The organism is Baekduia soli (assembly GCF_007970665.1).
Classification (GTDB): domain Bacteria; phylum Actinomycetota; class Thermoleophilia; order Solirubrobacterales; family Solirubrobacteraceae; genus Baekduia; species Baekduia soli.
In genome coordinates this window covers 2319485-2341523 of record NZ_CP042430.1, presented here as the reverse complement: position 1 = coordinate 2341523, position 22039 = coordinate 2319485, and the positions used below count along the sequence as shown (strand labels likewise).

The window sequence follows — 22039 nt, the reverse complement described above, 5'->3', positions numbered from 1 at the left end:
TCCTGCCACGCTCTACGTCGTGAGGTCGGCGGCCATCTCGTCGAAGACCTGCACGTAGGCGTCGACGGCCTCGTCGGTGTGGGTGACCGACAGCGTCCACTCCTCCTCTCGGCCCGGCGTCATGAAGATGCCGCGGTTCATGTTGTACAGCCAGGCCAGGTCGGCGATGGCGGCGTCCTGCTGGGCCTTGAACGTCTCGTAGTCGATGATCTTCGTCGTCGCGAAGGTCACGCAGCCCTTGGAGCCGATGCCCACCGCGTAGCCCGGCAGGTGGTACTTCTCGATGACGGCCTCGCAGCCCGAGAGCAGTCGGTCGTTGAGGTGGTCGAGGTGCACGTAGCCCTCGGCCGTGAGGACCTCGAACAGGTTGGCGCGGGTCGCCGCCATGCCGAGCGGGTTGCCGTTGTAGGTGCCCACCTGGTAGACGGTGCCGTCCTCGACGATCGCAGCGAGCTCCTCGCTCATGCCGATCGCGCCCGACGGCAGCCCCCCGCCCAGCGCCTTGGCCAGCGTGACCATGTCGGGCAGGACGCCGTACTTGTCGGTCGCGCCGCCGGGCGCCACGGTCAGGCCGGTCTTGACCTCGTCGAAGATGAGGACGATGCCGTGGCGCGCGGTGATGTCGCGGACGGCCTCGAGGTAGCCGGGCTCGGGGAGCACGACGCCGAGGTTCATCATCGCCGGCTCCATGATCACGCAGGCGGGCTTGCGGCCCTCGGCGTCGAGCTCGGCGATGCGGCGCTCCATCGAGTCGGCGTCGTTGAAGTGCACGGCGAAGACGTGGTCGACCGTCGACTGCGGGATGCCGCCGCCGTAGGGCAGCGACACGGGATGGTCGTGGTCGCCGATCTTGTCGTACTCGACGCCGATGCTGACCATGACGGTGTCGTGGTGGCCGTGGTAGGAGCCGAAGATCTTCAGGACGTCGTCGCGCCCGGTGAACGCGCGGGCGATCCGGATCGCGTCCATCGTCGATTCCGAGCCGGAGTTCGTGTAGCGCCACTTGGGCAGGCCCCAGCGCCGGGCCAGCTCGTCGCCGACGACGATCGCGTCCTCGGTCGGGGCGGCGAAGTGGGTGCCGAGCGAGTAGCGCTCGCGGATGGCGTGGCCGATCGCCGGATGGGCGTGGCCCTGGACCATCGAGCCGAACCCGTTGTGGAAGTCGTACATCTCGTTGCCGTCGACGTCCCAGACCTTCGGGCCCGCCCCGCGCTCGAGGTAGATCGGCCAGGGCTCGCGCACCTGGTAGGAGGAGGCCACGCCGGCCGCGAGGTGCCTGGCGGCGCGCGCGAACATCTCGCCGCTTCCCTTCGTGGCCTCGTTGAGGCGCTCGGTCTCGCGCTCGGTGAGCGTCGCGATGCGCTCGCGGTCGATGGTGATCGTGTCCCGGGTGACTGCCATGGTCAGCCCATGCTACGGGCGCCGGCTGCGCCTGTCTGGACTCCTCTGACCCGTTCACCCGCCGCGTCGTACAACGGCTCCCGCACGATCCGGCCCGCGACCCACCCCCCGAACACGTCGATGGCCACCTCCGTGTCCGGTGCGGCGTACTCGGCGGGCACGTAGGCGTAGGCGATCGACGCGCCCGTCGTGTAGCCGAACCCGCCCGTGGTCACGCGGCCCACGACGCGCCCGCCGACGGCGACGGGCTCGTTGCCCAGCGCGACGGAGCGCGGGTCCTCGAGCACGATGCAGACCAGGCGGCGCTCCACCGCCCGGGCCCGCAGCGCCCCGGCGCCGATGAAGTCCTTGTCGTCGCGCACGCAGAACGAGAGGCTGGCCTCGTGGGGCGTGTCGTCGGGCGTGATGTCGGCGCCCCACACGCGGTAGCCCTTCTCCAGGCGCAGGCTGTCGATCGCCCGGTAGCCGCCGGCGACCAGCCCGTGCGGCGCGCCGGCCTCCCACAGCGTCCGCCACAGCCCCGCGCCGTACTCCGCCGGCGCGTAGAGCTCCCAGCCGGCCTCGCCGACGAACGTCACGCGCAGCGCGCGCACCGGCACGTCGCCGACGACGATCTCGCGCATCGTGAGGTAGGGGAAGTCCAGCGCGTCGGGGGTCAGCGGGCCCACGACGTCGAAGGCGCGCGGGCCCCAGAGCGCGAAGCAGGCCCAGCGCGAGGTCGTGTCGAGCAGGCGGACGGAGCCGTCGCGCGGCGCGTGGCGCCGGATCCAGGCCAGGTCGTGGGCGCCGAACGCCGTGCCCGTGACGATCTGGAACGCGTCCTCGGCCAGCCTCGTGACCGTGAAGTCGCACTCGATCCCACCGCGCGCGTTGAGCATCTGCGTGTAGGTGATCCGCCCGACGTCGCGGGCGACGCGGTTGTCGCAGAGCGTCTCGAGGAACTCCGCCGCCCCGGGACCGGCGACCTCGAGCTTGGCGAAGGAGGACTCGTCGAAGAGCGCCGCGCGCTCGCGCGCGGCGGTGTGCTCGGCGCCGATGGCGGGCGACCACTGCTGGCCGGCCCAGCCTCGCGGGCGCAGCGACGGGTCACCCGCGGCCGCGTTGGCCGCATACCAGTTCACCCGCTCCCAACCCGACTTCTCGCCGAACTCGGCGCCGTGGTCGCGGTGCCAGCCGTAGGCGCTGGAGACCTTCAGCGGCCGGCCGGCCTGGCGCTCCTGGCCCGGGTAGCGGATGTCGTAGTAGGTCTCGTAGACCTCGCGCGTGCGGGCCAGCGTGTACCGCGGCGACCGGTACTGGGGCCCGAAGCGGCGGATGTCCATGTGCCACACGTCGACCTGCGGCTCGCCGGCGACGATCCACTCGGCCATGACCTTGCCGACCCCGCCCGCGCCGGCCAGGCCGTGGGCGCAGAAGCCCGCGGCGACGAACAGGCCGTCGACCTCGCTCTCCCCCAGGCAGAACTCGTTGTCGGGGGTGAAGGCCTCCGGGCCGTTGATGAGCCTGGTGACCTTGACGTCCTCCATCGCGGGCACGCGCAGGCGCGACGCCTCGGCGATCGCCTCGAAGCGCGGCCAGTCCTCCTCGAGCAGGCGCCCGTTGAAGTCGGGCGGGATGCGGTCGACGAGGTCGGCGTCCAGCGACCACGGCGCGCACGCGCGCTCGTAGCCGCCCATGACCAGCCCCTGCCCCTCCTCGCGGAAGTAGATGAGGTGGTCGGGGTCGCGCAGCGTCGGCAGCCGGCGCTCCGAGCGCTCCAGGAACGGCTGGGTGACGAGGTACTCGTGGGCCATGGGGACGATCGGCACGCGCACCCCGGCCAGGCGCCCCAGCTCGGCGGCGTACATGCCGCCGGCGATGACGCAGACCTCGCACTCGACCCGCCCCCACTCGGTCTCCACGGCGCGGACGCGGCCGTCGCGGACGTCGATGGCGGTCACGCGGCTGTGGGTGAAGATGCGCGCCCCGCCCTCGCGGGCCCCCTCGGCCAGCGCGTAGGTCAGCCGCGAAGGGTCCAGGTAGCCGTCGGTCGCCAGGTAGGAGCCGACGCGCACGCCGTCGGGCACCATGGGCGGGAAGCGCTCCTGGGCCTCGCCGGCGGAGATGAGCTCGAGCGGCAGCCCGAACGTGCGCGCCCAGGCCACCTGACGGTGGACCTCCTCCTCGCGCTCGGGCGTGCAGGCCAGCCGGATGCCGCCGCACTCCACCCAGCCGCAGTCCAGCGCGCGGTAGAGCTCGACCGAGTACATCATCATCCGCGTCAGCGTCACCGACGAGCGCAGCTGGCCCACCAGGCCCGCGGAGTGGAACGTCGACCCGCTGGTCAGCTCGTCGCGGTCGACGAGGACGACGTCGCGCTCGCCGAGCCCGGCGAGGTGGTAGGCGATGGACGTGCCGCCCACGCCCCCGCCGATGATCACGACGCGGGCCCGGTCGGGCAGCTCACGGGGACGCTGCATCGTGCATCCACCTCTCGAATCGGGGGTCGTCGACGGCCGTCCGCAGGCGGCCGAGGTGCTGCTCGGCGTAGGCGCCGAAGTCCACGTCGAGGTCGCTGATCGCCCCCTGCACGACGCCCCACAGCCCCTCGCGGACGTCGGACATCGCGCGCATGAGGCGCAGCGCCGCGAAGCGCCGCGGGGTGCACGGCCGGTTCCAGTAGGCCTCGAGCAGGCGGACGTCGTCGTCCTCGTCCAGCCCGTTGTTGACGGAGAGGTTGCCGAGGTCGAAGTAGCGGTCGCCCATGCCGGCGTACTCCCAGTCCACGATCCACAGCCGGTCGCCGTCGCGCAGGAGGTTGGCGGCCAGGAGGTCGTCGTGGCAGGGCACCGGATCGTGCTCGGGGCCCGAGAGGGCCGCCGCGACGCGCGCCGCGACCGCGGCGGCCTCGTGGGCGGCCTCGGGCACGTCGCCCCCGTGCTCGGCCGCGATCGCCAGGTAGTCCTGCGCCTGCGACGGGACGTCGAAGCGCACGGGCAGCGTCGGGGCGTGGTCGTGGAAGGCCCGCAGCGACCGGGCGATGCTGCGCAGGCAGCCCGGCTCGGCGACCGCGCCCTCCCGCACCGGCGTGCCCGGCACGAAGCGGGTCACCAGGCAGGCCTGGGCGGGCAGGTAGGCCAGGACCTCGGGCGCCACGCCGAGGCCCGCGGCCGCCTCGGTGGCCTGGCGCTCGGCGGCGCGGTCGATGCCCAGCAGGTCGGTCTGGCGGCCGGCGATGCGCAGCACCACGTGGGTGTCGCCGAAGCGCGCCCGCCAGTTGTGGTTGGTGATCCCGCCCCCCAGCGGCGCGGGCCCCTCGCGCAGAGCGCCGAGCCGTGCTTGGACTGCCTCGATGACCTCGGGCGGCGGCCGCATCGTGTGCTGGCGGGTGACCCTAGAGGCGCCCGGCCATTGCGGTCAATGGTGCGTTGGGGATACCTTCGCGCGATGACGCTCGACGAGCTGCGCGCAGAGGTCGACGACGGCCGCATCGACACGGTGCTGCTCTGCCTGACCGACATGCAGGGCCGGCTCCAGGGCAAGCGCATGCACGCTCCGTTCTTCCTGGACGAGGTCGTCGACCACGGCGCGGAGGCCTGCAACTACCTGCTGGCCGTCGACGTCGAGATGAACACGGTCGGCGGCTACGCCATGTCGTCGTGGGAGCACGGCTACGGCGACTTCGTCATGCAGCCCGACCTCGACACGCTCATGCGCGTGCCGTGGCAGGAGGGGACCGCGCTGTGCCTCGTCGACCTGCGCTGGCCCGACGGCCGCGACGTCGTCGCCTCGCCGCGCCAGGTGCTGCGCCGCCAGCTGGCCCGGCTGGCCGAGCGCGGCTGGATGGCCAACGCCGGCTCCGAGCTGGAGTTCATCATCTTCGAGGACTCCTACGAGTCGGCGTGGGACCGCGGCTACGTCGGCCTGACGCCGGCCAACCGCTACAACGTCGACTACTCCATCCTGGGCACGGCGCGCGTCGAGCCGCTCATCCGCCGCATCCGCTCCACGATGGCCGGGGCGGGCATGCGCGTCGAGGACTCCAAGGGCGAGTGCAACCTCGGCCAGCACGAGATCAACTTCCACTACGCCGACGCGCTGACGACGGCCGATCGCCACGTCGTCTTCAAGAACGGGGCCAAGGAGATCGCGGCCCAGATGGGCCAGTCGCTGACGTTCATGGCCAAGTACGACCAGCGCGAGGGCAGCTCCTGCCACCTGCACCTGTCGCTGGCCGACGCCGGCACGGGCGCCAATGCGTTCACGGGCGACGACGCGCTCTTCGCGGCGTTCCTGGCCGGCGGCCTGGCCGGCCTGCGCGAGCTCACGCTGCTGCTGGCCCCCAACATCAACTCCTACAAGCGCTTCGCGGCGGGCTCGTTCGCGCCGACGGCGGTGGCGTGGGGCATGGACAACCGCACGTGCGCGTTCCGCGTCGTCGGCCACGGGCCGGGCAAGCGCTTCGAGTGCCGCGTGCCGGGCGGCGACGTCAACCCCTACCTCGCCCTGTCGGCGCTCATCGCCGCCGGCCTGCGCGGCGTCGAGCAGGGCCTGGAGCTCGAGCCCGCCCACGAGGGCAACGCCTACGTCTCGGAGGACAAGCCCCGCGTGCCGTCGACGCTGCGCGAGGCCCGCGACCTGTTCTCCGCCAGCGAGCTGGCCCACGACGCCTTCGGCGACGAGGTCGTCGCGCACTACGTCAACATGGCCGACGTCGAGCTGGCGGCCTACGATGCCTTCGTCACCGACTGGGAACGCGTTCGCGGCTTCGAGCGCCTGTGAGCCTCAGCACCCCCGACCTGCCCTCGATGGACACCGTCTTCGCGCCGGTGCGGTCCCAGACGGCCTTCGAGGAGACGCTGGAGCGGCTGGGCACGGCGATCAAGCTGGGCCTGCTGGCGCCGGGGGCCCGCCTGCCCGCCGAGCGCGAGCTGTGCACGCGACTGGGGATCTCGCGCTCCACGCTGCGCCAGGCGCTCACCGCCCTGGCCCAGAGCGGCCACCTGCACGCCGTGCGGGGACGCGGCGGCGGGACCTTCGTGGCCGAGCGCCCGCCCCCGGTGGACCCGCCCTCGCGCGAGCTGCTGGCGAGCTGGCGCGAGGCCTGCGACGTCCGGCTCTCGGTCGAGCTGGGGATCGCCGCGCTGGCCGCGGCGCGGGCGCGGCCCGAGGAGCTCGCGCCGCTCGACGAGCTCGTCGTGGCGATGGACGACCTCGTCGAGGACTTCCCCGCCTACCGCCAGGCCGACGTGCGCTTCCACATCGGGCTGGCCGAGGCCACGCACAGCCCGCGGCTCGTGGCGGCCGCGACGGAGGCCCAGGGCGCGATGACCGACCTCATCTCCAACATCGCCCACCCGGCCGAGATCCTCGAGCACGCCAACGCCCAGCACGCCCGGCTGCTGTCGTGCATCCGCGGCCGCGACGCCGACGCCGCGGTGCGCATCATGGCCGAGCACCTGCGCGGCACCGAGCACGTGCTGGCGGGCCTGCTGCCCGGCGACGGCTGAGGCACCGGCGGCCCCGGGCGGCCGAGCGTGTGGCGCGCGGTGCCGCGATCGCCGTGGACCTCGTGCTCGAGCCGCTCGCGCCGTCGGGGCACGGGGCGAGGAGAGCGCATCGACGCGCCGCGTGCCGGCGGGCGGCGCGCGGCGCGGCTCAGGCGCCCGGCCCGACCTCCTGGGCGTCGGTGGCGACCGCGCCCAGCACCGTGCGCAGCCATGCCCGCTCCTCGGCCGAGGCCCGGCGCATCTGCTGCTCGATCCAGCGCACGATCTGGCGCCGCGCGCCGATGACCAGGATGCGCCCGCACACCGCGTAGCGACCGTCCTGCAGCACGACGAGGCTGCCCGGCTCGTCGCGGCGCAGGCGCAGCAGCTCGACGACCTCGAGGCCGGCCACGCGCGCGGGCCGCGTCGCGTCGCCGTCGGACGGGCTCCAGGGCCGGGAGCTGAAGACCGTCGAGGCGCCGCGCATCGTGCGCGGCGGCCGCGGCTGCGGGCCGACGGGGCCGCGGCGCCACGAGCTGGTCAGCGCGCCGAGCTGGCGCGAGGTCTCCTCGCGGTAGAGCACGTGCAGCCGGTCGCCGGTCTCCACCCGCGTCGAGCCGCGCGGCGGGATCGCCTGGCCCTCGCGGACGATCACGTTGACGACGGCCTCGCGGGGCAGCCCGAGGTCGCGCACGGCCAGCCCGACGATCGCGTCCCCCGCGCCGACCGGGAACTCGAGCACCTCGGCGCCCAGGCGCCGGATCGTCCCGGACTCCGCCAGCGGCCGCGGGAGCGCCGGCTCGTCCGTCGTCATGCCCAGCCGGCGGGCCAGCGGCTCGAACGTCGAGCCCTGCAGGATGGTCGAGAGCAGGACCACGAAGAACACGATGTTGAAGAAGTCGTGGCTGCGCGGGACGTCGGCGATCACGGGGAACGTCGCGAGCACGACGGGGACCGCGCCTCGCAGACCCGCCCAGCCCAGCACGGCCTGCTCCCGCACGCCGAACCCGAACGGCGTCGCGGCCAGTGCCGTCGACAGCGGCCGCGCGACGAAGACCAGCACGAGCGCGAGGACCGTGCCCTCGAACGCGACGGCGCCCAGCTCGTGCGGGAACACGAGCAGGCCGAGCACGAGGAACATGCCCAGCTGGGCCACCCACGCCAGCCCCTCGTGGAACGAGGCGATCGTCTGGCGGGCCGAGATCTCGACGGAGCCGACCATGAGCCCCGTGAGGTAGACGGCCAGGAAGCCGGAGCCGTGCGCGGTGTCGGCCGCGCCGAAGGCCAGCGCGGCGGCGGCCAGCGTCGCCACGGGGTACAGGCCGGCGGTCGACAGGCGCGTCTCGCGGAGCGCCAGCGACGCGGCGTAGCCCACGCCGATCCCGACGACCGCACCGATCCCGAGCTGGCGGACGAAGAGCCACGCGAAGTCCGGCACGCCGTAGCCGGGATGGGTCAGCACCTCGATGAAGCCGAGCACGAGCAGGATCGCGATCGGGTCGTTGAGCCCCGACTCGCCCTCCAGCGTGCGGGCCAGGCGCCGGCGCAGCGTCGAGCCGCGCAGCAGCGCGAAGATCGCCGCGCCGTCGGTGCCGGCGACGATCGCGCCGACGAGCAGGCCCTCCGCGGTCGAGAAGTCGAAGAGCCAGGCCGCGACGAGGCCCGTGATGGCCGCGGTGGCCATCGTCCCGACGATCGCCAGCGACAGCGAGGGCCAGAGCACGGGGCGGATCTCGTCGAACCCCGCGGCGAGGCCGCCCTCGAACAGGATGAGGGCCAGCGCCACGATCCCGACGGTCCGGGCGGCGCCGTAGTCGCTGAAGTCGATGAGCCCGGCGCCGTCGCTGCCGACGGCCATCCCGACGCCGAGGAAGAGCACGAGGCCGGGCACGCGGACCCGGGTGGCGACCAGGGAGGCGAGCAGGCCGACGGTGAGGAGCGCGCCCGCGATGAGGATCCGCTCGCCGTCGTGCACGGGGACACCATGCCACATCGGTTTCGGACCACCTCGTGCTCAAACGCACTTGACTTCCTGACGAATCGCGGCGTAGATTCGCCTCGCCGGCCTAAGGACGGCTCACCACACCTTTCGGAGGAGAGGCACCATGGCCAACGTCGATGCCGCCATCGCCAACGCGGACGAGCGGCGCCTCGCTGAACTGGGCTACAAGCAGGAGCTGTCGCGGAGCTGGAGCGGCTTCCAGAACTTCGCGATCTCGTTCACCATCATCTCGGTCCTGGCCGGCTGCTTCACGACCTACTACCAGGCGTGGAACAACGGTGGCCCGGTGGCGATCTCGTGGGGCTGGCCGATCATCTCGGCGTTCATCCTCATCATCGCCTTCTGCATGTCCGAGCTGGTGTCGGCCTACCCGACGGCGGGCGGCATCTACTGGTGGTCGGCCAAGCTCGGCGGGCCGGCCTGGGGCTGGTTCACCGGCTGGTTCAACCTCCTGGGCCTCATCGCGATCGTCGCGTCGGTCGACTACTTCGCCGGGCAGTTCCTCGGCGTGATCCTCGGCCTCTACAACGTCGACATCCTCGGGCTGAACTTCGGCGACAGCCTCCACGGGCTGCGCGAGACGTTCGTCCTCTTCGCGATCATCCTCGGCCTGCACGTGCTCATCAACATCCGCGGCAGCCACCTCGTCGCGATGTTCAACGGCATCTCCGTGTGGTGGCACGTCCTCGGCGTCGCGGCGATCGTCGTCGTGCTCATCTTCGCCCCCAGCAAGCACGCCAGCGCCGACTTCGTCTTCACCCACACCATCAACAACTCGGGCTTCAGCCACGGCATGTTCTGGTGGTACGTGCTGCCCCTCGGCTTCCTGCTGACCCAGTACACGATCACCGGGTTCGACGCCTCGGCCCACATCTCGGAGGAGACCCACGGCGCAGCCGACGCGGCGCCCAAGGGCGTCTGGCGGTCGGTGTTCTACTCCGCGGTCATCGGCTACGTCGTGCTGCTGGCCATCACGTTCGCGGCCAGCAACGAGAAGGCCGTCACCGAGGGCGGCGGCGCGGTGTTCGCCGTCTTCGAGAGCTCGATGGGCAGCGGCTGGGTGAAGTTCGTCCTCATCACGGCGGTCATCGGGCAGCTCTTCTGCGGCATGAGCTGCATGACCAGCGCCTCGCGGATGATGTACGCCTTCAGCCGTGACGGCGCCGTGCCCGGATGGCGGCTGTGGAGCAAGGTCAACTCCAACCGCATCCCGTTCAACGCCGTGATCGCGGTCGCGGTCCTGGCGCTCATCCTCACCCTGCCGGCCCTGAAGGGCAACAAGGACGGCCTCACCGTGGCCTTCACGGCGGTGGTGTCGATCGGGGTGATCGGCCTCTACATCGCCTACGTCATCCCGATCTGGCTGCGCTGGAGGCTGGGCGACCGCTTCGAGCCGGGCCCCTGGACCCTCGGCAGCAAGTACAAGTGGATGAACCTCGTGGCGGTCGCCGAGGTCGCGATCATCGTGGTCGTCGGCTTCGACATGCCGTTCAGCTCCAGCGGCGTGCCGTGGGAGAGCGACTTCGACTGGTCGCTGTTCAACTACACCCCGGCGGTCACCGGCGGCGTGTTCCTCGCGGTGGGCGCCTGGTGGCTGCTGAGCGCCCGGCGCACGTTCACCGGCCCGCGGCACACGATCGCCGAGATCGACGCGGAGATCGGCGCCCCGCCGCCGCTGCCCGAGGCGCCGTAGGCGCGGCGACGGGCCGCCCCGAGCGTGAGCACCATGCTGGAGGTCCTGGAGCCCGCCACCGAGCGGGTCCTGGACAGCGTCCCGCGGGCGACCGCGGAGGACGTCGACGCCGCCGTCGCCCGGGCCCGGGCGGCGGCCGGCCCCTGGCGCGCGGTCGCCCCGGGCGACCGCGCGCGGCTGCTCGAGCGGCTCGTGGGCGTGATGGAGGACCACCACGAGGAGCTCACGGTCCTCGAGGCCCGCAACGCGGGCAAGCCGATCGCCTCGGCGCGAGGCGAGATCGGGATGGCGATCGCCACGTTCCGCTACTACGCCGCGGCGCCCGAGCGGACCCTGGGCGACACGATCCCCGTGGCCGGCGGCATGGCCTTCACCGTGCGCGAGCCGCTCGGCGTCGTCGGCCTGATCACCCCGTGGAACTTCCCGCTGGCGATCGCCAGCTGGAAGATGGCGCCCGCGCTGGCGGCGGGCAACTGCGTCGTCCTCAAGCCCGCCGAGCTCACGCCGCTGACCGCCCTGCGCTTCGCCGAGCTGGCGCTGGAGGCCGGGATCCCCGAGGGCGTGGTCAACGTCGTGGCCGGCCCGGGGCGCGAGTGCGGCGAGCGCCTCGTCGCCCACCCCGACGTCGCCAAGATCGCGTTCACGGGGTCCACGGAGGTCGGGCGAGGCATCGCGGCGGCCGCGGCGCAGACCATCAAGCGCGTGACGCTCGAGCTCGGCGGCAAGTCGGCCAACGTGGTGTTCGCCGACGCCGACGTGCGGGCCGCGGCGCTGGCGGCGCCCGGCGCCGTGTTCGACAACGCCGGCCAGGACTGCTGCGCCCGCTCGCGCATCCTCGTGCAGCGCACCGTGCTCGACGAGTTCCTCGGCCACCTCGAGGGGGCGGTGACGTCGATCCGCGTCGGCGATCCGCTCGACGAGGCCACCGAGATGGGGCCGCTGATCTCCGCCGGCCAGCGCGACGCGGTCGCGTCGTTCGTCTCGGCGGGCGCCGAGGTGGCCTTCCGCGGGCAGGTCCCCGACGGGCCCGGCTTCTGGTTCCCGCCGACGGTCCTGTGCCCCGTGGCCCACGACCACCCGGCGCTGCACGACGAGATCTTCGGCCCGGTCGCCGTCGTCGTGCCGTTCGACGACGAGGCCGAGGCGATCCGCATGGCCAACGACACGATCTACGGGCTCTCGGGCTCGGTGTGGACCCGCGACGGCGCGAAGGCGCTGCGCGTCGCCCGTGCGCTGGAGAGCGGCAACCTGTCGATCAACTCCAACAGCTCGGTGCGGGTCACCACACCGTTCGGCGGGTTCAAGCAGTCGGGCTACGGGCGCGAGCTGGGACCGCGGGCGCTCGACGCCTACACCGAGGTCAAGACGATCTTCTACGCGACGGAGGACAGCTGAATGGCGGGTCGGCTCGAGGGGAAGGTGGCGGTCGTGACGGGCGCCGCGGGTGGGATCGGCGCGGCGACCGTCGAGGCCTTCAGGCGCGAGGGCGCCACGGTCGTCGGCGTCGACCTGCTCGACGGCGCGCCGGGCGACCTGACGCTGGCCGTCGACGTCACCGAGGAGTTCGCCGTCCAGCAGATGTTCGGCCGGGTGGCGGAGGAGCTCGGCCACATCGACATCCTGTTCAACAACGCGGGGATCTCCCCCGACGACGACGCCTCCGTGCTCGACACGACCCTCGAGGCCTGGCAGCGCGTGCAGGACGTCAACCTCAAGTCGGTGTTCCTGTGCTGCAAGCACGGGATCCCGCACCTGCTCGCCAACGACGGGCCCCACCGGGGATCGGTGATCAACACCGCGTCGTTCGTCGCGGTCATGGGCGCGGCGACGTCGCAGATCTCCTACACGGCGTCCAAGGGCGGCGTGCTGGCGCTGTCGCGCGAGCTGGGCGTCGAGTTCGCCCGCCGCGGGGTGCGCGTCAACGCGCTGTGCCCCGGGCCGGTGGACACGCCGCTGCTGCGCGAGCTGTTCGCCAAGGACCCCGAGCGCGCGGCGCGGCGGCTCGTGCACGTTCCCATGGGCCGCTTCGGCACCGCCGAGGAGATCGCCAACGGCGTGCTCTTCCTGGCCTCCGACGAGTCGTCGTTCATGACGGCCGCGACGTTCCTGGTCGACGGCGGGATCGCCGGGGCCTACGTCACGCCCGAGTAGGGCGCCTCAGAGGCCGCCGCCGGGCCGCGACAGCGCGTCGTCGTCGGCCAGGCGCTGGACGCCGGCGTCCGTGAGGGCCCAGCCCCCGGGCGCCTCGGCGACGAGGCCGTCGGCCGCGAGCGCGGCGAGGTCCAGCGGCGTGCGCATGTCGTCGCGCCCCCGCCCGATCCCGCGGTCGACCTCGGCGACGGGCACCGCGACGCCCGCGGCGCCGCCCGAGCTGCGCCACAGCGCGGAGAGGACGTGGGCGAGATCGCGGCGGCTCATGCGTCCTGGCCCGCGCCGATGTGGCGCGAGACCCCGTAGCCCTCGCGGCGCACGGCCTCGACCACGGCGTCGGCGTGCTCGCGCGAGCGCGTCTCGATCGTCAGCTGCACGCCGGTCTCGCGCACGTGGAGGTCGATGCCCTCGCGCAGGTGGGCGACGTCGACGATGTTGGCGCCCGTCGCCGCCACGCAGTCCAGCAGGCGCGCCAGCGCGCCCGGGCGGTCGGGCACGCGCGTCATGAGCACCATGCGGCGGCCCATCTCGGTCTCGTGGCGGCGGGCGACGGTGGCCAGCAGGCCCGCATCGACGTTGCCGCCGCTGAGGATCACGCACGTGCTCCCGGTCTCGGCGGCGGTGACCTCGCCGCCGAGCAGCGCGGCGACGCCGACCGCGCCGGCGCCCTCCACGACGAGCTTGGCCTTCTCCATGAGCAGGACCATCGCCTCGGCGACCTCGTCCTCCCCGACGACCACCAGGTCATCGAGCCACTCGGAGATGAGCGCGAGCGTCAGGTCGCCGGGGCGCTTGACCGCGATGCCGTCGGCGATCGTCAGCGCGCTGTCGACCGCGATCGGATGCCCGGCCTTCAGCGACGCGGGGTAGGCCGCGCAACTGGCGACCTGCACCCCGACGACGCGCACCTCGGGCCGGGCGGACTTGACCGCGATCGCCACGCCGCTGGCCAGCCCGCCGCCCCCGACGGGCACGATGACCGTCGCCAGGTCGGGCAGGTCCTCCAGCAGCTCGAGGCCGAGCGTCCCCTGGCCGGCGACGACGTCGGGGTCGTCGAACGGGTGCACGAACGCCAGGCCGCCGTGCTGCGCGCGCTGCCGGGCGGCCACGAGGCAGTCGTCGACCGACGTGCCCGTCAGGATCACGCGCGCGCCCAGGGCGGTCGTCGCCTCGACCTTGGCGATCGGGGCGCCCTCGGGCATGTAGACGTCGCACGGCACGCCGCGCTCGCGCGCGGCCAGCGCGAGGGCCTGGGCGTGGTTGCCCGCGCTGCCGCACACGACCCCGGCCGCGCAGCCGTCGCCGAGCGCGGCCAGCTTGCTCAGCGCGCCGCGGATCTTGAACGCGCCGGTGCGCTGCAGGCTCTCGGCCTTCAGCATGACCTGGCCGCCCAGCTCGGTCAGCGTGGCCGAGGGCAGGACCGGCGTGTGGCGCACGATGTCGCCGATGGCCGCCCGGGCGCGCGCGACGTCCTGCGCGTCGACGGATCGCGATCCGGTGGCCGACATCGGCGACCGGCCTCAGCCCACCGCGACGATCGCGTCGATCTCGACCTGGGCGCCGAGCGGCAGCGCCGCGACCCCGATCGTCGACCGCGCGGGCGGGCCGGAGGGAAAGAACGTCGCGTAGGCCTCGTTGACCTCGGCGAAGGACCCCATGTCGGTGACGTAGATCCCACAGCGCACGGCGTCCGACAGCTCGGCGCCGGCGGCCGCGCACACGGCCTGCAGGTTCTCCAGGCACCGGCGCGTCTGGGCGCCGACGCCGCCGCCGACGAGCTCGCCGGTGGCCGGATCGAGCGGGACCTGGCCCGAGAGGAACAGGTGGCCCCCGGACTGCACCGCGTGGCTGTAGGGGCCCACCGCGGCCGGGGCCCCGGAGGCGGTGATGGGCTTGCGGTTCACGGACACCGGCGCTTCTCCTCTTCGACGGGAATCGGGTACGGACGGTACCGTCCGCGCCTCATGCCCGCGCTCCGCCGATCCGTTCCCGCCCGCATGCTGCTCGCGGCCATGCTCTCGCTGGCCGCCCTGGCCGGGACGTCGACGGCCCAGGCCGCCATCCCGTGGGCGCCGTGCGCGACCGCGGGCTTCGAGTGCGCGACGGTCGGCGTGCCCCTGGACCGCACGGGCGCCGTGCCCGGCACGATCTCCCTCGCCGTCTCGCGCGTGCCCGCGGCCTCCAATCCCAACCGGGAGGCCGTCGTCGCGCTCGCCGGCGGCCCCGGCCAGGCCGCGCTGCCGCTGGCCCCGGACTTCGCCACGGTGCTGGCGCCCGAGATCGCCACCCGCGACCTGCTCGTCTTCGACCAGCGCGGGACCGGCCTGTCGGGCGGGCTGGACTGCAACGCCCTGCACCAGCGCAGCTCCCTGCTGAGCACCGCGGCCAGCTGCGCCGCGCAGCTGGGCCCCGCGCGCGGGTCCTACAAGACGCCGGACTCCGTCGAGGACATCGAGGCGCTGCGCGTCGCCGGGGGCTACGACAAGCTCGTGCTCTTCGGGGTCAGCTACGGCACGAAGGTGGCGCTGGCCTACGCCGCGGCCCACCCGGCCAACGTGTCGGCCCTGATCCTCGACAGCGTCGTGCTCCCCGAGGGGCCCGACCCGTTCCAGCGCTCCACGCTGTCCACCGCGCCCCGGGTGTTGCGCGAGCTGTGCGCCAACCGCGCGTGCGCCCGGGCCACCCCCGACGTCACCGGCGACCTGACCCGCATGGCCGCCAAGCTGCGCAAGAGCCCGCTGCGCGGCAGGATCGTGCTCACCTCGGGCCGGCGCGCGGCCTATTCGATGAACCAGACCGGCCTGCTCGACATCCTGCTCGCGGGCGACCTCAACCCGACGCTGCGCGCCGAGCTGCCCGGGTCGATGCGCGCCGCGCTGCGCGGCGACGCCGCGCCGCTGCTGCGCCTCAGCGTGCGCTCCGAGGGCCTCACCACCGGCTTCCAGAGCGCCGGCGGCGACAGCGACGCGCTGTTCCTGGCCACGACGTGCGAGGAGGCCGCCTTCCCGTGGACGCGCACGGCGAGCACCGAGCAGCGCGCCACGGAGGTCACCGCCGCCGCCAACCAGATCCCGCGCGCCCAGCTCGGGCCGTTCTCGCCGAAGGCCGCACTGCAGGGCGGCCCGATCCCCTACTGCCTCGGCTGGCCCGACCAGAGCCCCGCGCCCGCGCCGCCCGGCCCGCTGCCGCAGGTGCCGACGCTCGTGCTCGACGGCCAGATGGACCTGCGCACGCCGTTCGAGGACGCCGCCCAGGTGCCCGCGCGCATCCCGGGGGCCGCCGTCGTCGAGATCCCCAACACGGGCCACTCCGTGCTGGGCAGCGACCAGTCGACCTGCGCGAAGGACTCGCTGGCCGCGTTCGCCGCCGGCCAGGTGCCCGGCGCCTGCCCGGCCACCGCCAACCCGTTCAGGCCCACCCCGCGCCCGCCGACGCGCCTGTCGCAGATCGCCGCCAAGGGCGTCGTGCGCAAGACGATCGTCACGGCGGCCGCGACGGTGACCGACGCGCGGCGCCAGATCATCGGCGACGCGCTTGCGCTCGGGACGGCGCCGCGGCGCGTGGCCGGCCTGCGCGGCGGCGGCGCCACGGTGACCGGCAGCACGTTCCGCCTGCGCTCCTACCAGTACGTGCCGGGCGTCGTGGTCAGCGGCACGTCGGACGTCGACGGCAATGCCCGGCTGTCGGTCCACGGCGGCGGCACCGCGGCCGGGACGCTGACGATCACCAAGAACGGCGCGGTCACCGGCCGCCTGGGCGGCAAGAAGGTCAGGTTCGCCGTGTCCGCCGCGCTGCGCGACCGCCTGCCGTCGCTGGTCCGCGTGCTCGCTCAGCCTCGTCTGGGCGGGTAGCGCCCATCGATAGCCTCGGGCGCCATGGCCAACGCCCTGGCGTCCGAGACCTCCCCCTACCTCCTCCAGCACCGCGACAATCCGGTCGACTGGAGGCCCTGGGGGCCGGAGGCGCTCGAGCTCGCGCGGACTCTGGACCGGCCGCTGCTGGTGTCCATCGGCTACTCGGCCTGCCACTGGTGCCACGTCATGGAGCGCGAGTCCTTCGAGGACCCGGCCGTCGCCGCGCTCATGAACGAGCACTTCGTCTGCGTCAAGGTCGATCGCGAGGAGCGGCCCGACCTCGACGCGATCGCGATGGAGGCCGTGCAGACCATGACGGGCCACGGCGGCTGGCCCCTGAACGTCTTCCTGACTCCCGAGCAGGTGCCGTTCTACGGCGGCACGTACTTCCCGCCGCAGCCGCGCCAGGGCATGCCCGCGTGGTCGGCCGTCCTGGAGGCCATCGCCGAGGCCTGGCGCGACCACCGCGACGAGGTCCTCGCGCAGGGCGCGCAGATGGCCGAGCGCCTCGGCCGCAGCTCGGCGCTGCGCCCGTCCGCCGACGAGCCCGGCCCCGAGGCGCTCGACGACGCGGTGCGCAACCTGCGTGCGGCCTTCGACGCCGAGCACGGCGGATTCGGCGGGGCGCCGAAGTTCCCGCCCTCCAGCACGCTCATGTTCCTCTGGGCCCGCGCGGCGCGCGGCGGCTCATGGGCGGCCAAGGCCGGTGACATGGCCGCCGCGACGCTGCGTGCGATGGCGGCGGGCGGCATGGCCGACCAGGTCGGCGGCGGCTTCGCCCGCTACGCCGTCGACGCGACGTGGACCGTGCCGCACTTCGAGAAGATGTTGTACGACAACGCGCTGCTGGCCCGGGCCTACCTGCACGGGTGGCTCATGACCGGCGACCCGGCCCTGCGCGAGGTCTGCGAGCGCACGCTGGCCTTCGTGGCACGTGAGCTGCGCGGCCCCGAGGGCGGCTTCCTCAGCGCGCTGGACGCCGACAGCGAGGGCGTCGAGGGGCAGTACTACGTGTGGACGGTCGCCGAGCTGCAGGACGTGCTCGGCGACGACGCGCCGGCCGCCATCGCATGGCTCGGCGCCACGCCCGAGGGCAACTTCGCCGATCCCCACCACCCCCAGCCGGGCCTGAACGTGCTCACCGCGCGCGGCCCGCAGCCGCCGGCGGCCCAGCGCGACCGCATCCGCGACGCGCTGCAGCAGGCCCGCGCCGGACGCGTGCGCCCGGGCCTCGACGACAAGCGCCTGGCCGCCTGGAACGCCCTGGCCATCCACGCCTTCGCCGAGGCCGGCGCGGTGCTCGGCCGCCCCGACCTGGTCGACGTGGCCGTTCAGGGCGCGGCCTTCGTCCTGGAGCGGCTGCGCGACGGCGACGGGCGCCTGCTGCGCACCTACAAGGACGGCGAGGCCAAGCTCAACGCCTACCTCGAGGACCACGCATTCCTGCTCGAGGCGCTGCTGGCGCTGTACGAGGCGACGTTCGACCCGCGGTGGTTCGCCGAGGCCCGCACGGTCGCCGACGCGATCCTCGACCGCTTCGCCGACCCCGAGGACGGCGGCTTCTTCGCGACCTCGTCCGACCACGAGCGGCTCATCGTGCGCCGCCGCGACCTCGAGGACGCGCCGATCCCCTCCGGGTCCTCCTCGGCGGCCGTGGGCCTGCTGCGGCTCGCCGCGCTGACCGGCGAGGACCGCCTCCGCGCCGCGGCCGCGTCGCACCTGCGCCTGCTCGGGCCGCTGCCGGGACGCCACCCCCAGGCCTTCGCCCACGCGCTCGTGGCCCTCGACCTGCTCGTGGGGCCCGGACGGGAGGTGGCGCTGGCCGGCGACGAGGAGGGCGTCGCCGCGCTGGCCGCCGTCGTGCGCGAGCGCCTGCGGCCCGGGATCGTGCTCGCCGGGCCGCCCGGTGACGGCGTGACGCTCATGGACGGGCGCGTGGGCATGGGCGGGCGGGCGGCGGCCTACGTGTGCGAGCGTTTCGCCTGCCGCATGCCCGTGACCGATGCCGGAGAACTGCGGGACCTGCTCGGTCCGTAGTCCCAGAGGACATGACCAGGTTCCTCACCCTTCCCGCCGGCCGCCGCGCGAAGTGGATCGTCTTCGCCGTCTGGATCGTCGCGATCTTCGCGGTCTCCGCCGCGCAGCTGCCCTCGAAGTTCTCCGCCGCCGAGAAGAACGAGTCGACGTCGTTCCTGCCCGGCTCGGCGGAGTCGACGAAGGCCCTGGCCGTCACCAAGCGCCTGCAGGGCGGCGAGCGCGCCGCGACCGTCATCGTGTACCAGCGCCGCGAGGGGCTGGCCGCCGCCGACCGCGCCCGCATCGCGGCCGACGTGCGCCGGCTGGACGCGACGGGCCCGGAGTTCCCGCAGGCCACGCGGTTCTCGGCGCCCACGCTGTCGCAGGACGGCAGCACGGCGCTCATCGTCAACTCGCTGAAGGGCAACGGCAAGGGCAGCACGATCCGCGACCCCGTCGAGCGCTACCGCTCGCTCGTCAGCGGCGACCGCGGCGGCCTCGTGGTCAAGGTCACCGGGCCGGCGGGCTTCAGCGCCGACGCGATCAAGGTGTTCGAGGGCATCAACGGCACGCTGATCGGCGCGGCGGTGCTGCTGGTCCTCGTGCTGTTGATCATCATCTACCGCAGCCCGTTCTTCTGGTTCTTCCCGTTGCTGGCCGTCGGCTTCGGCGAGCTGGTCTCCCGGGCCGCGGGCTACGGGCTGACCCAGCTCGGGGTGACCGTCAACGGCCAGTCCTCGTCGATCCTCTCCGTGCTCGTGCTCGGGGCGGGGACCGACTACGCGCTGCTGCTCGTGGCGCGCTACCGCGAGGAGCTGCGCCACGAGGAGGACCGCCACGTGGCCATGGCCCGGGCGCTGAGCACGGCCGGCCCCGCGATCGTGGCCTCGGCGCTGACGGTGTCGATCGGGCTGCTGTCGCTCTCGCTGGCCAAGGTCAACGGCACGTCGGGCCTGGGGCCGATCGGCGCGATGGGCATCCTCGTCGCGCTCGTCTCGCAGATGACCTTCCTGCCCGCGCTGCTGGTCATCGTCGGCCGCCGGCCGTTCTGGCCCTACGTGCCGCACGTCGGCGACAGGGGCACCGACGCCACGCACGGCGCCTGGCGGCGCATCGGCGAACGCGTCGCCGCGCGCCCCGGCCGCGTGGCGCTGGCCACGACCGCGCTGCTGGCCGTCATGTGCTTCGGCCTGCTGAACTTCTCCGACGGCCTGACGCAGTCCAGCTCGTTCCGCGACCGCGTCGAGTCCGTCGACGGCCAGAAGCTCATCGCTGCGGCGTTCCCCGCGGGCGCCAGCGCCCCGACCGACATCGTCGTTCGCGACGCGGCCCGGGTGGCGGCGGTCGTCGCGGCCGTGCAGCGCGTCGACGGCGTCGCCCAGGTGCGCCCGACCGGCGCCCGCGGACCCGAGGGGACGCTGCTGGCGGCGGCGCTGACGGTCGATCCCTACGCCAAGCAGGCCTACGACCTGGTGCCGAAGATCCGCGCGGCGGCGCGCTCGGCCGACCCGCGGGCGCTCGTCGGCGGGCCGAGCGCAGTGGAGCACGACCTGCGCGCCGCCTCGGCGCAGGACACGCGGCTGCTCGTGCCGCTGACCCTGCTGATCGTGTTCGTCATCCTCGGCCTGCTGCTGCGCGCGATCGTGGCGCCCCTGCTGCTCATCGCCACCGTGGTGCTGAGCTTCGCCGCGTCCCTCGGGCTGTCGGCGCTCGTGTTCGACGTGATCTTCGGGTTCCCGGGCAGCGACCCGTCGCTGCCGCTGTTCGCCTTCATCTTCCTCGTAGCGCTGGGCGTGGACTACAACATCTTCCTCATGGCGCGCGTGCGCGAGGAGGCCATGCGGCTCGGGACGCGCGAGGGCATGCTGCGCGGCCTGGCGGTCACCGGCGGGGTCATCACGTCGGCGGGCATCGTTCTGGCGGGCACGTTCTCGGTGCTCGCGGTGCTGCCGCTCGTGTTCCTCACCGAGCTGGGCTTCACGATCGCCTTCGGCGTCCTGCTGGACACGTTCCTCGTGCGGTCGGTGCTGGTCCCCGCGCTCGTGCTGCGGATCGGGCCGCGGGCGTGGTGGCCGTCGGCGCTGGCGGGCGAGGACCGGGGCGCTACAGGACGGGCAGGTAGCGGTCCAGTTCCCACTGGGTGACCTGCACCCGGTAGTCCTCCCACTCCTGGCGCTTGATCTCGACGAAGCGGTTGAACATGTGCTCGCCGAGCGTGCGCAACACGAGCTCGGACTCGGCAGTGAGCTCGACGGCCTCGCCGAGCGTCTCGGGGAGCTGCTCGATGCCCAGCCGCCGGCGCTCGTCGGGCGACAGGTGGTACAGGTTCTTCTCCATCGGCTCGGGCAGCTCGTAGCCCTTCTCGATGCCCTCCAGGCCCGCCTGCAGCAGCGCCGCGAACGTCAGGTAGGGGTTGCAGGCCGGGTCGGGGCAGCGCAGCTCCATCCGGGTCCCGCGCTCCTTGCCGGGGTGGTAGAGCGGAACGCGGACCAGCGCGCTGCGGTTGCGCCGGCTCCACGCCACGTAGACCGGGGCCTCGTAGCCGGGCACGAGTCGCTTGTAGGAGTTGACCCACTGGGCGAAGATCGAGCTCAGCTCACGCGCGTGCTTGAGCTGGCCGGCGATGAAGGCCTTGCCGACGTCGGACAAGAAGTACGGGTCGTCGGGGTCGAACATCGCGTTGGAGCCGCCCTTGAACAGGCTCATGTGCGTGTGCATGCCCGAGCCGTTCTCGCCGAAGAGCGGCTTGGGCATGAACGTGGCATGCCAGCCGTACTTCATGGCGTACTCCTTGACCGTGATTCGGTACGTCATGCAGTCGTCGGCCATCTTCAGCGCATCGGCGTAGCGCATGTCGACCTCGTGCTGGGACGGGCCGACCTCGTGGTGGGAGTACTCCACGTGGATGCCCAGCTGCTCGAGCGCGATGACCGTCTCGCGGCGCACGTCGGAGCCGGCGTCCAGCGTCGTGAGGTCGAAATAGCCGCCCTCGTCGAGGACCTCGGTGCCGTTCTTGTCCTTGAAGAGGAAGTACTCGAGCTCGGGCCCGACGTTGAACGTGTCGAAGCCCATCTGCCGCATGCGCTCCAGCGCCCGGCGCAGCACGTGTCGCGGGTCGCCTTCGTACGGGGTCTGCTCGGGGGTCAGGACGTCGCAGAACACGCGTCCGACGCCCTGCTCCTCCGGGCGCCACGGAAGGATCGCGAACGTGCTGGGGTCGGGCATGGCGACCATGTCGGACTCCTCGATCGCGTTGAAGCCCGTGATGGAGGAGCCGTCGAAGCCCATCCCGTTGGCGAACGCGTCGTCGAGCTCGCCCGCGTTGATCGAGAACGACTTGAGCTGCCCCAGGATGTCGGTGAACCAGAAGCGGATGAAGCGCAGGTTGTGCTCATCCACGATCGCCTTGACGTCCTCGACGGTGCGCGGCTGCTCGGTCATCGCACGGGACCCT

16 protein-coding genes are annotated in these 22039 nt (G+C 73.2%); 8 read left to right on the top strand and 8 right to left on the bottom strand.

The window, feature by feature from the left end:
* Positions 1-12: 12 nt before the first annotated feature.
* From FSW04_RS11080 to FSW04_RS11070, 3 genes are read right to left on the bottom strand one after another with little or no spacing between them, the layout of a single operon-like run.
* Complete coding sequence (locus FSW04_RS11080; protein WP_187369478.1) at positions 13-1380, bottom strand: aspartate aminotransferase family protein; 1368 nt, start codon at positions 1378-1380, stop codon at positions 13-15.
* Between the two features lie 23 nt (positions 1381-1403).
* Positions 1404-3860 carry a GcvT family protein gene (locus tag FSW04_RS11075; RefSeq protein ID WP_187369418.1) on the bottom strand — a complete coding sequence of 819 codons (2457 nt, stop codon included), beginning with the start codon at positions 3858-3860 and terminating at the stop codon, positions 1404-1406.
* A complete protein-coding gene (locus FSW04_RS11070) occupies positions 3844-4755 on the bottom strand; it encodes a phosphotransferase (protein WP_146919207.1) in 912 nt (303 codons plus the stop codon). The genes FSW04_RS11075 and FSW04_RS11070 overlap by 17 nt, the downstream gene beginning before the upstream one ends.
* Before the next feature lie 72 nt (positions 4756-4827).
* Between FSW04_RS11070 and FSW04_RS11065 the strand changes: the two genes are divergently transcribed.
* Both FSW04_RS11065 and FSW04_RS11060 read left to right on the top strand, forming a co-directional pair.
* Entirely contained in the window at positions 4828-6162 is a 1335-nt protein-coding gene (locus FSW04_RS11065; RefSeq protein WP_228431146.1) for a glutamine synthetase family protein, read from the top strand.
* The gene (locus FSW04_RS11060; protein ID WP_146919203.1) at positions 6159-6890 is read left to right on the top strand and encodes a FadR/GntR family transcriptional regulator; all 732 of its coding nucleotides are present in this window, start codon (positions 6159-6161) and stop codon (positions 6888-6890) included. The genes FSW04_RS11065 and FSW04_RS11060 overlap by 4 nt, the downstream gene beginning before the upstream one ends.
* 148 nt (positions 6891-7038) lie before the next feature.
* On the opposite strand, the gene FSW04_RS11055 is transcribed toward FSW04_RS11060, so the two are convergent.
* The gene (locus FSW04_RS11055; protein ID WP_146919201.1) at positions 7039-8844 is read right to left on the bottom strand and encodes a potassium/proton antiporter; all 1806 of its coding nucleotides are present in this window, start codon (positions 8842-8844) and stop codon (positions 7039-7041) included.
* A 130-nt stretch (positions 8845-8974) separates the two neighbouring features.
* On the opposite strand from FSW04_RS11055, the gene FSW04_RS11050 reads away from it, so the two are divergent.
* The 3 genes from FSW04_RS11050 to FSW04_RS11040 are packed head-to-tail and all read left to right on the top strand — an operon-like array spanning position 8975 to position 12715.
* On the top strand, positions 8975-10564 hold the full coding sequence (locus FSW04_RS11050) for an amino acid permease (RefSeq protein ID WP_146919199.1): 1590 nt from the start codon (positions 8975-8977) through the stop codon (positions 10562-10564).
* Between the two features lie 33 nt (positions 10565-10597).
* Positions 10598-11959 (top strand): aldehyde dehydrogenase family protein, encoded by a 1362-nt coding sequence (locus FSW04_RS11045; protein WP_146923661.1) that lies wholly within the window; start codon positions 10598-10600, stop codon positions 11957-11959.
* Positions 11960-12715, top strand: coding sequence for an SDR family oxidoreductase (locus FSW04_RS11040; RefSeq protein WP_146919196.1), 756 nt, complete (start codon positions 11960-11962; stop codon positions 12713-12715). It begins immediately after the preceding gene.
* Between the two features lie 6 nt (positions 12716-12721).
* Here FSW04_RS11040 and FSW04_RS11035 read toward each other — a convergent pair whose 3' ends face one another.
* The 3 genes from FSW04_RS11035 to FSW04_RS11025 are packed head-to-tail and all read right to left on the bottom strand — an operon-like array spanning position 12722 to position 14625.
* Entirely contained in the window at positions 12722-12982 is a 261-nt protein-coding gene (locus FSW04_RS11035) for a hypothetical protein (protein ID WP_146919194.1), read from the bottom strand.
* Complete coding sequence (ilvA, locus tag FSW04_RS11030; RefSeq protein WP_146919192.1) at positions 12979-14223, bottom strand: threonine ammonia-lyase; 1245 nt, start codon at positions 14221-14223, stop codon at positions 12979-12981. Before ilvA ends, FSW04_RS11035 begins: the two co-directional genes overlap by 4 nt.
* A gap of 12 nt (positions 14224-14235) precedes the next feature.
* Positions 14236-14625, bottom strand: coding sequence for a Rid family detoxifying hydrolase (locus FSW04_RS11025; RefSeq protein ID WP_228431144.1), 390 nt, complete (start codon positions 14623-14625; stop codon positions 14236-14238).
* Between the two features lie 87 nt (positions 14626-14712).
* Here FSW04_RS11025 and FSW04_RS11020 point away from each other — a divergent pair, with 87 nt between their 5' ends.
* From FSW04_RS11020 to FSW04_RS11010, 3 genes are read left to right on the top strand one after another with little or no spacing between them, the layout of a single operon-like run.
* Positions 14713-16566, top strand: coding sequence for an alpha/beta fold hydrolase (locus FSW04_RS11020; protein ID WP_187369417.1), 1854 nt, complete (start codon positions 14713-14715; stop codon positions 16564-16566).
* 24 nt (positions 16567-16590) lie between these two features.
* A complete protein-coding gene (locus FSW04_RS11015; protein WP_146919188.1) occupies positions 16591-18606 on the top strand; it encodes a thioredoxin domain-containing protein in 2016 nt (671 codons plus the stop codon).
* A gap of 11 nt (positions 18607-18617) precedes the next feature.
* A complete protein-coding gene (locus tag FSW04_RS11010; RefSeq protein WP_146919186.1) occupies positions 18618-20729 on the top strand; it encodes an MMPL family transporter in 2112 nt (703 codons plus the stop codon).
* Here the strand turns inward: FSW04_RS11010 and FSW04_RS11005 are convergent.
* Positions 20689-22026: a glutamine synthetase family protein gene (locus FSW04_RS11005; protein ID WP_146919184.1), complete on the bottom strand. Its 1338-nt coding sequence runs from the start codon at positions 22024-22026 to the stop codon at positions 20689-20691. The genes FSW04_RS11010 and FSW04_RS11005 overlap by 41 nt on opposite strands.
* Positions 22027-22039: the final 13 nt, after the last annotated feature.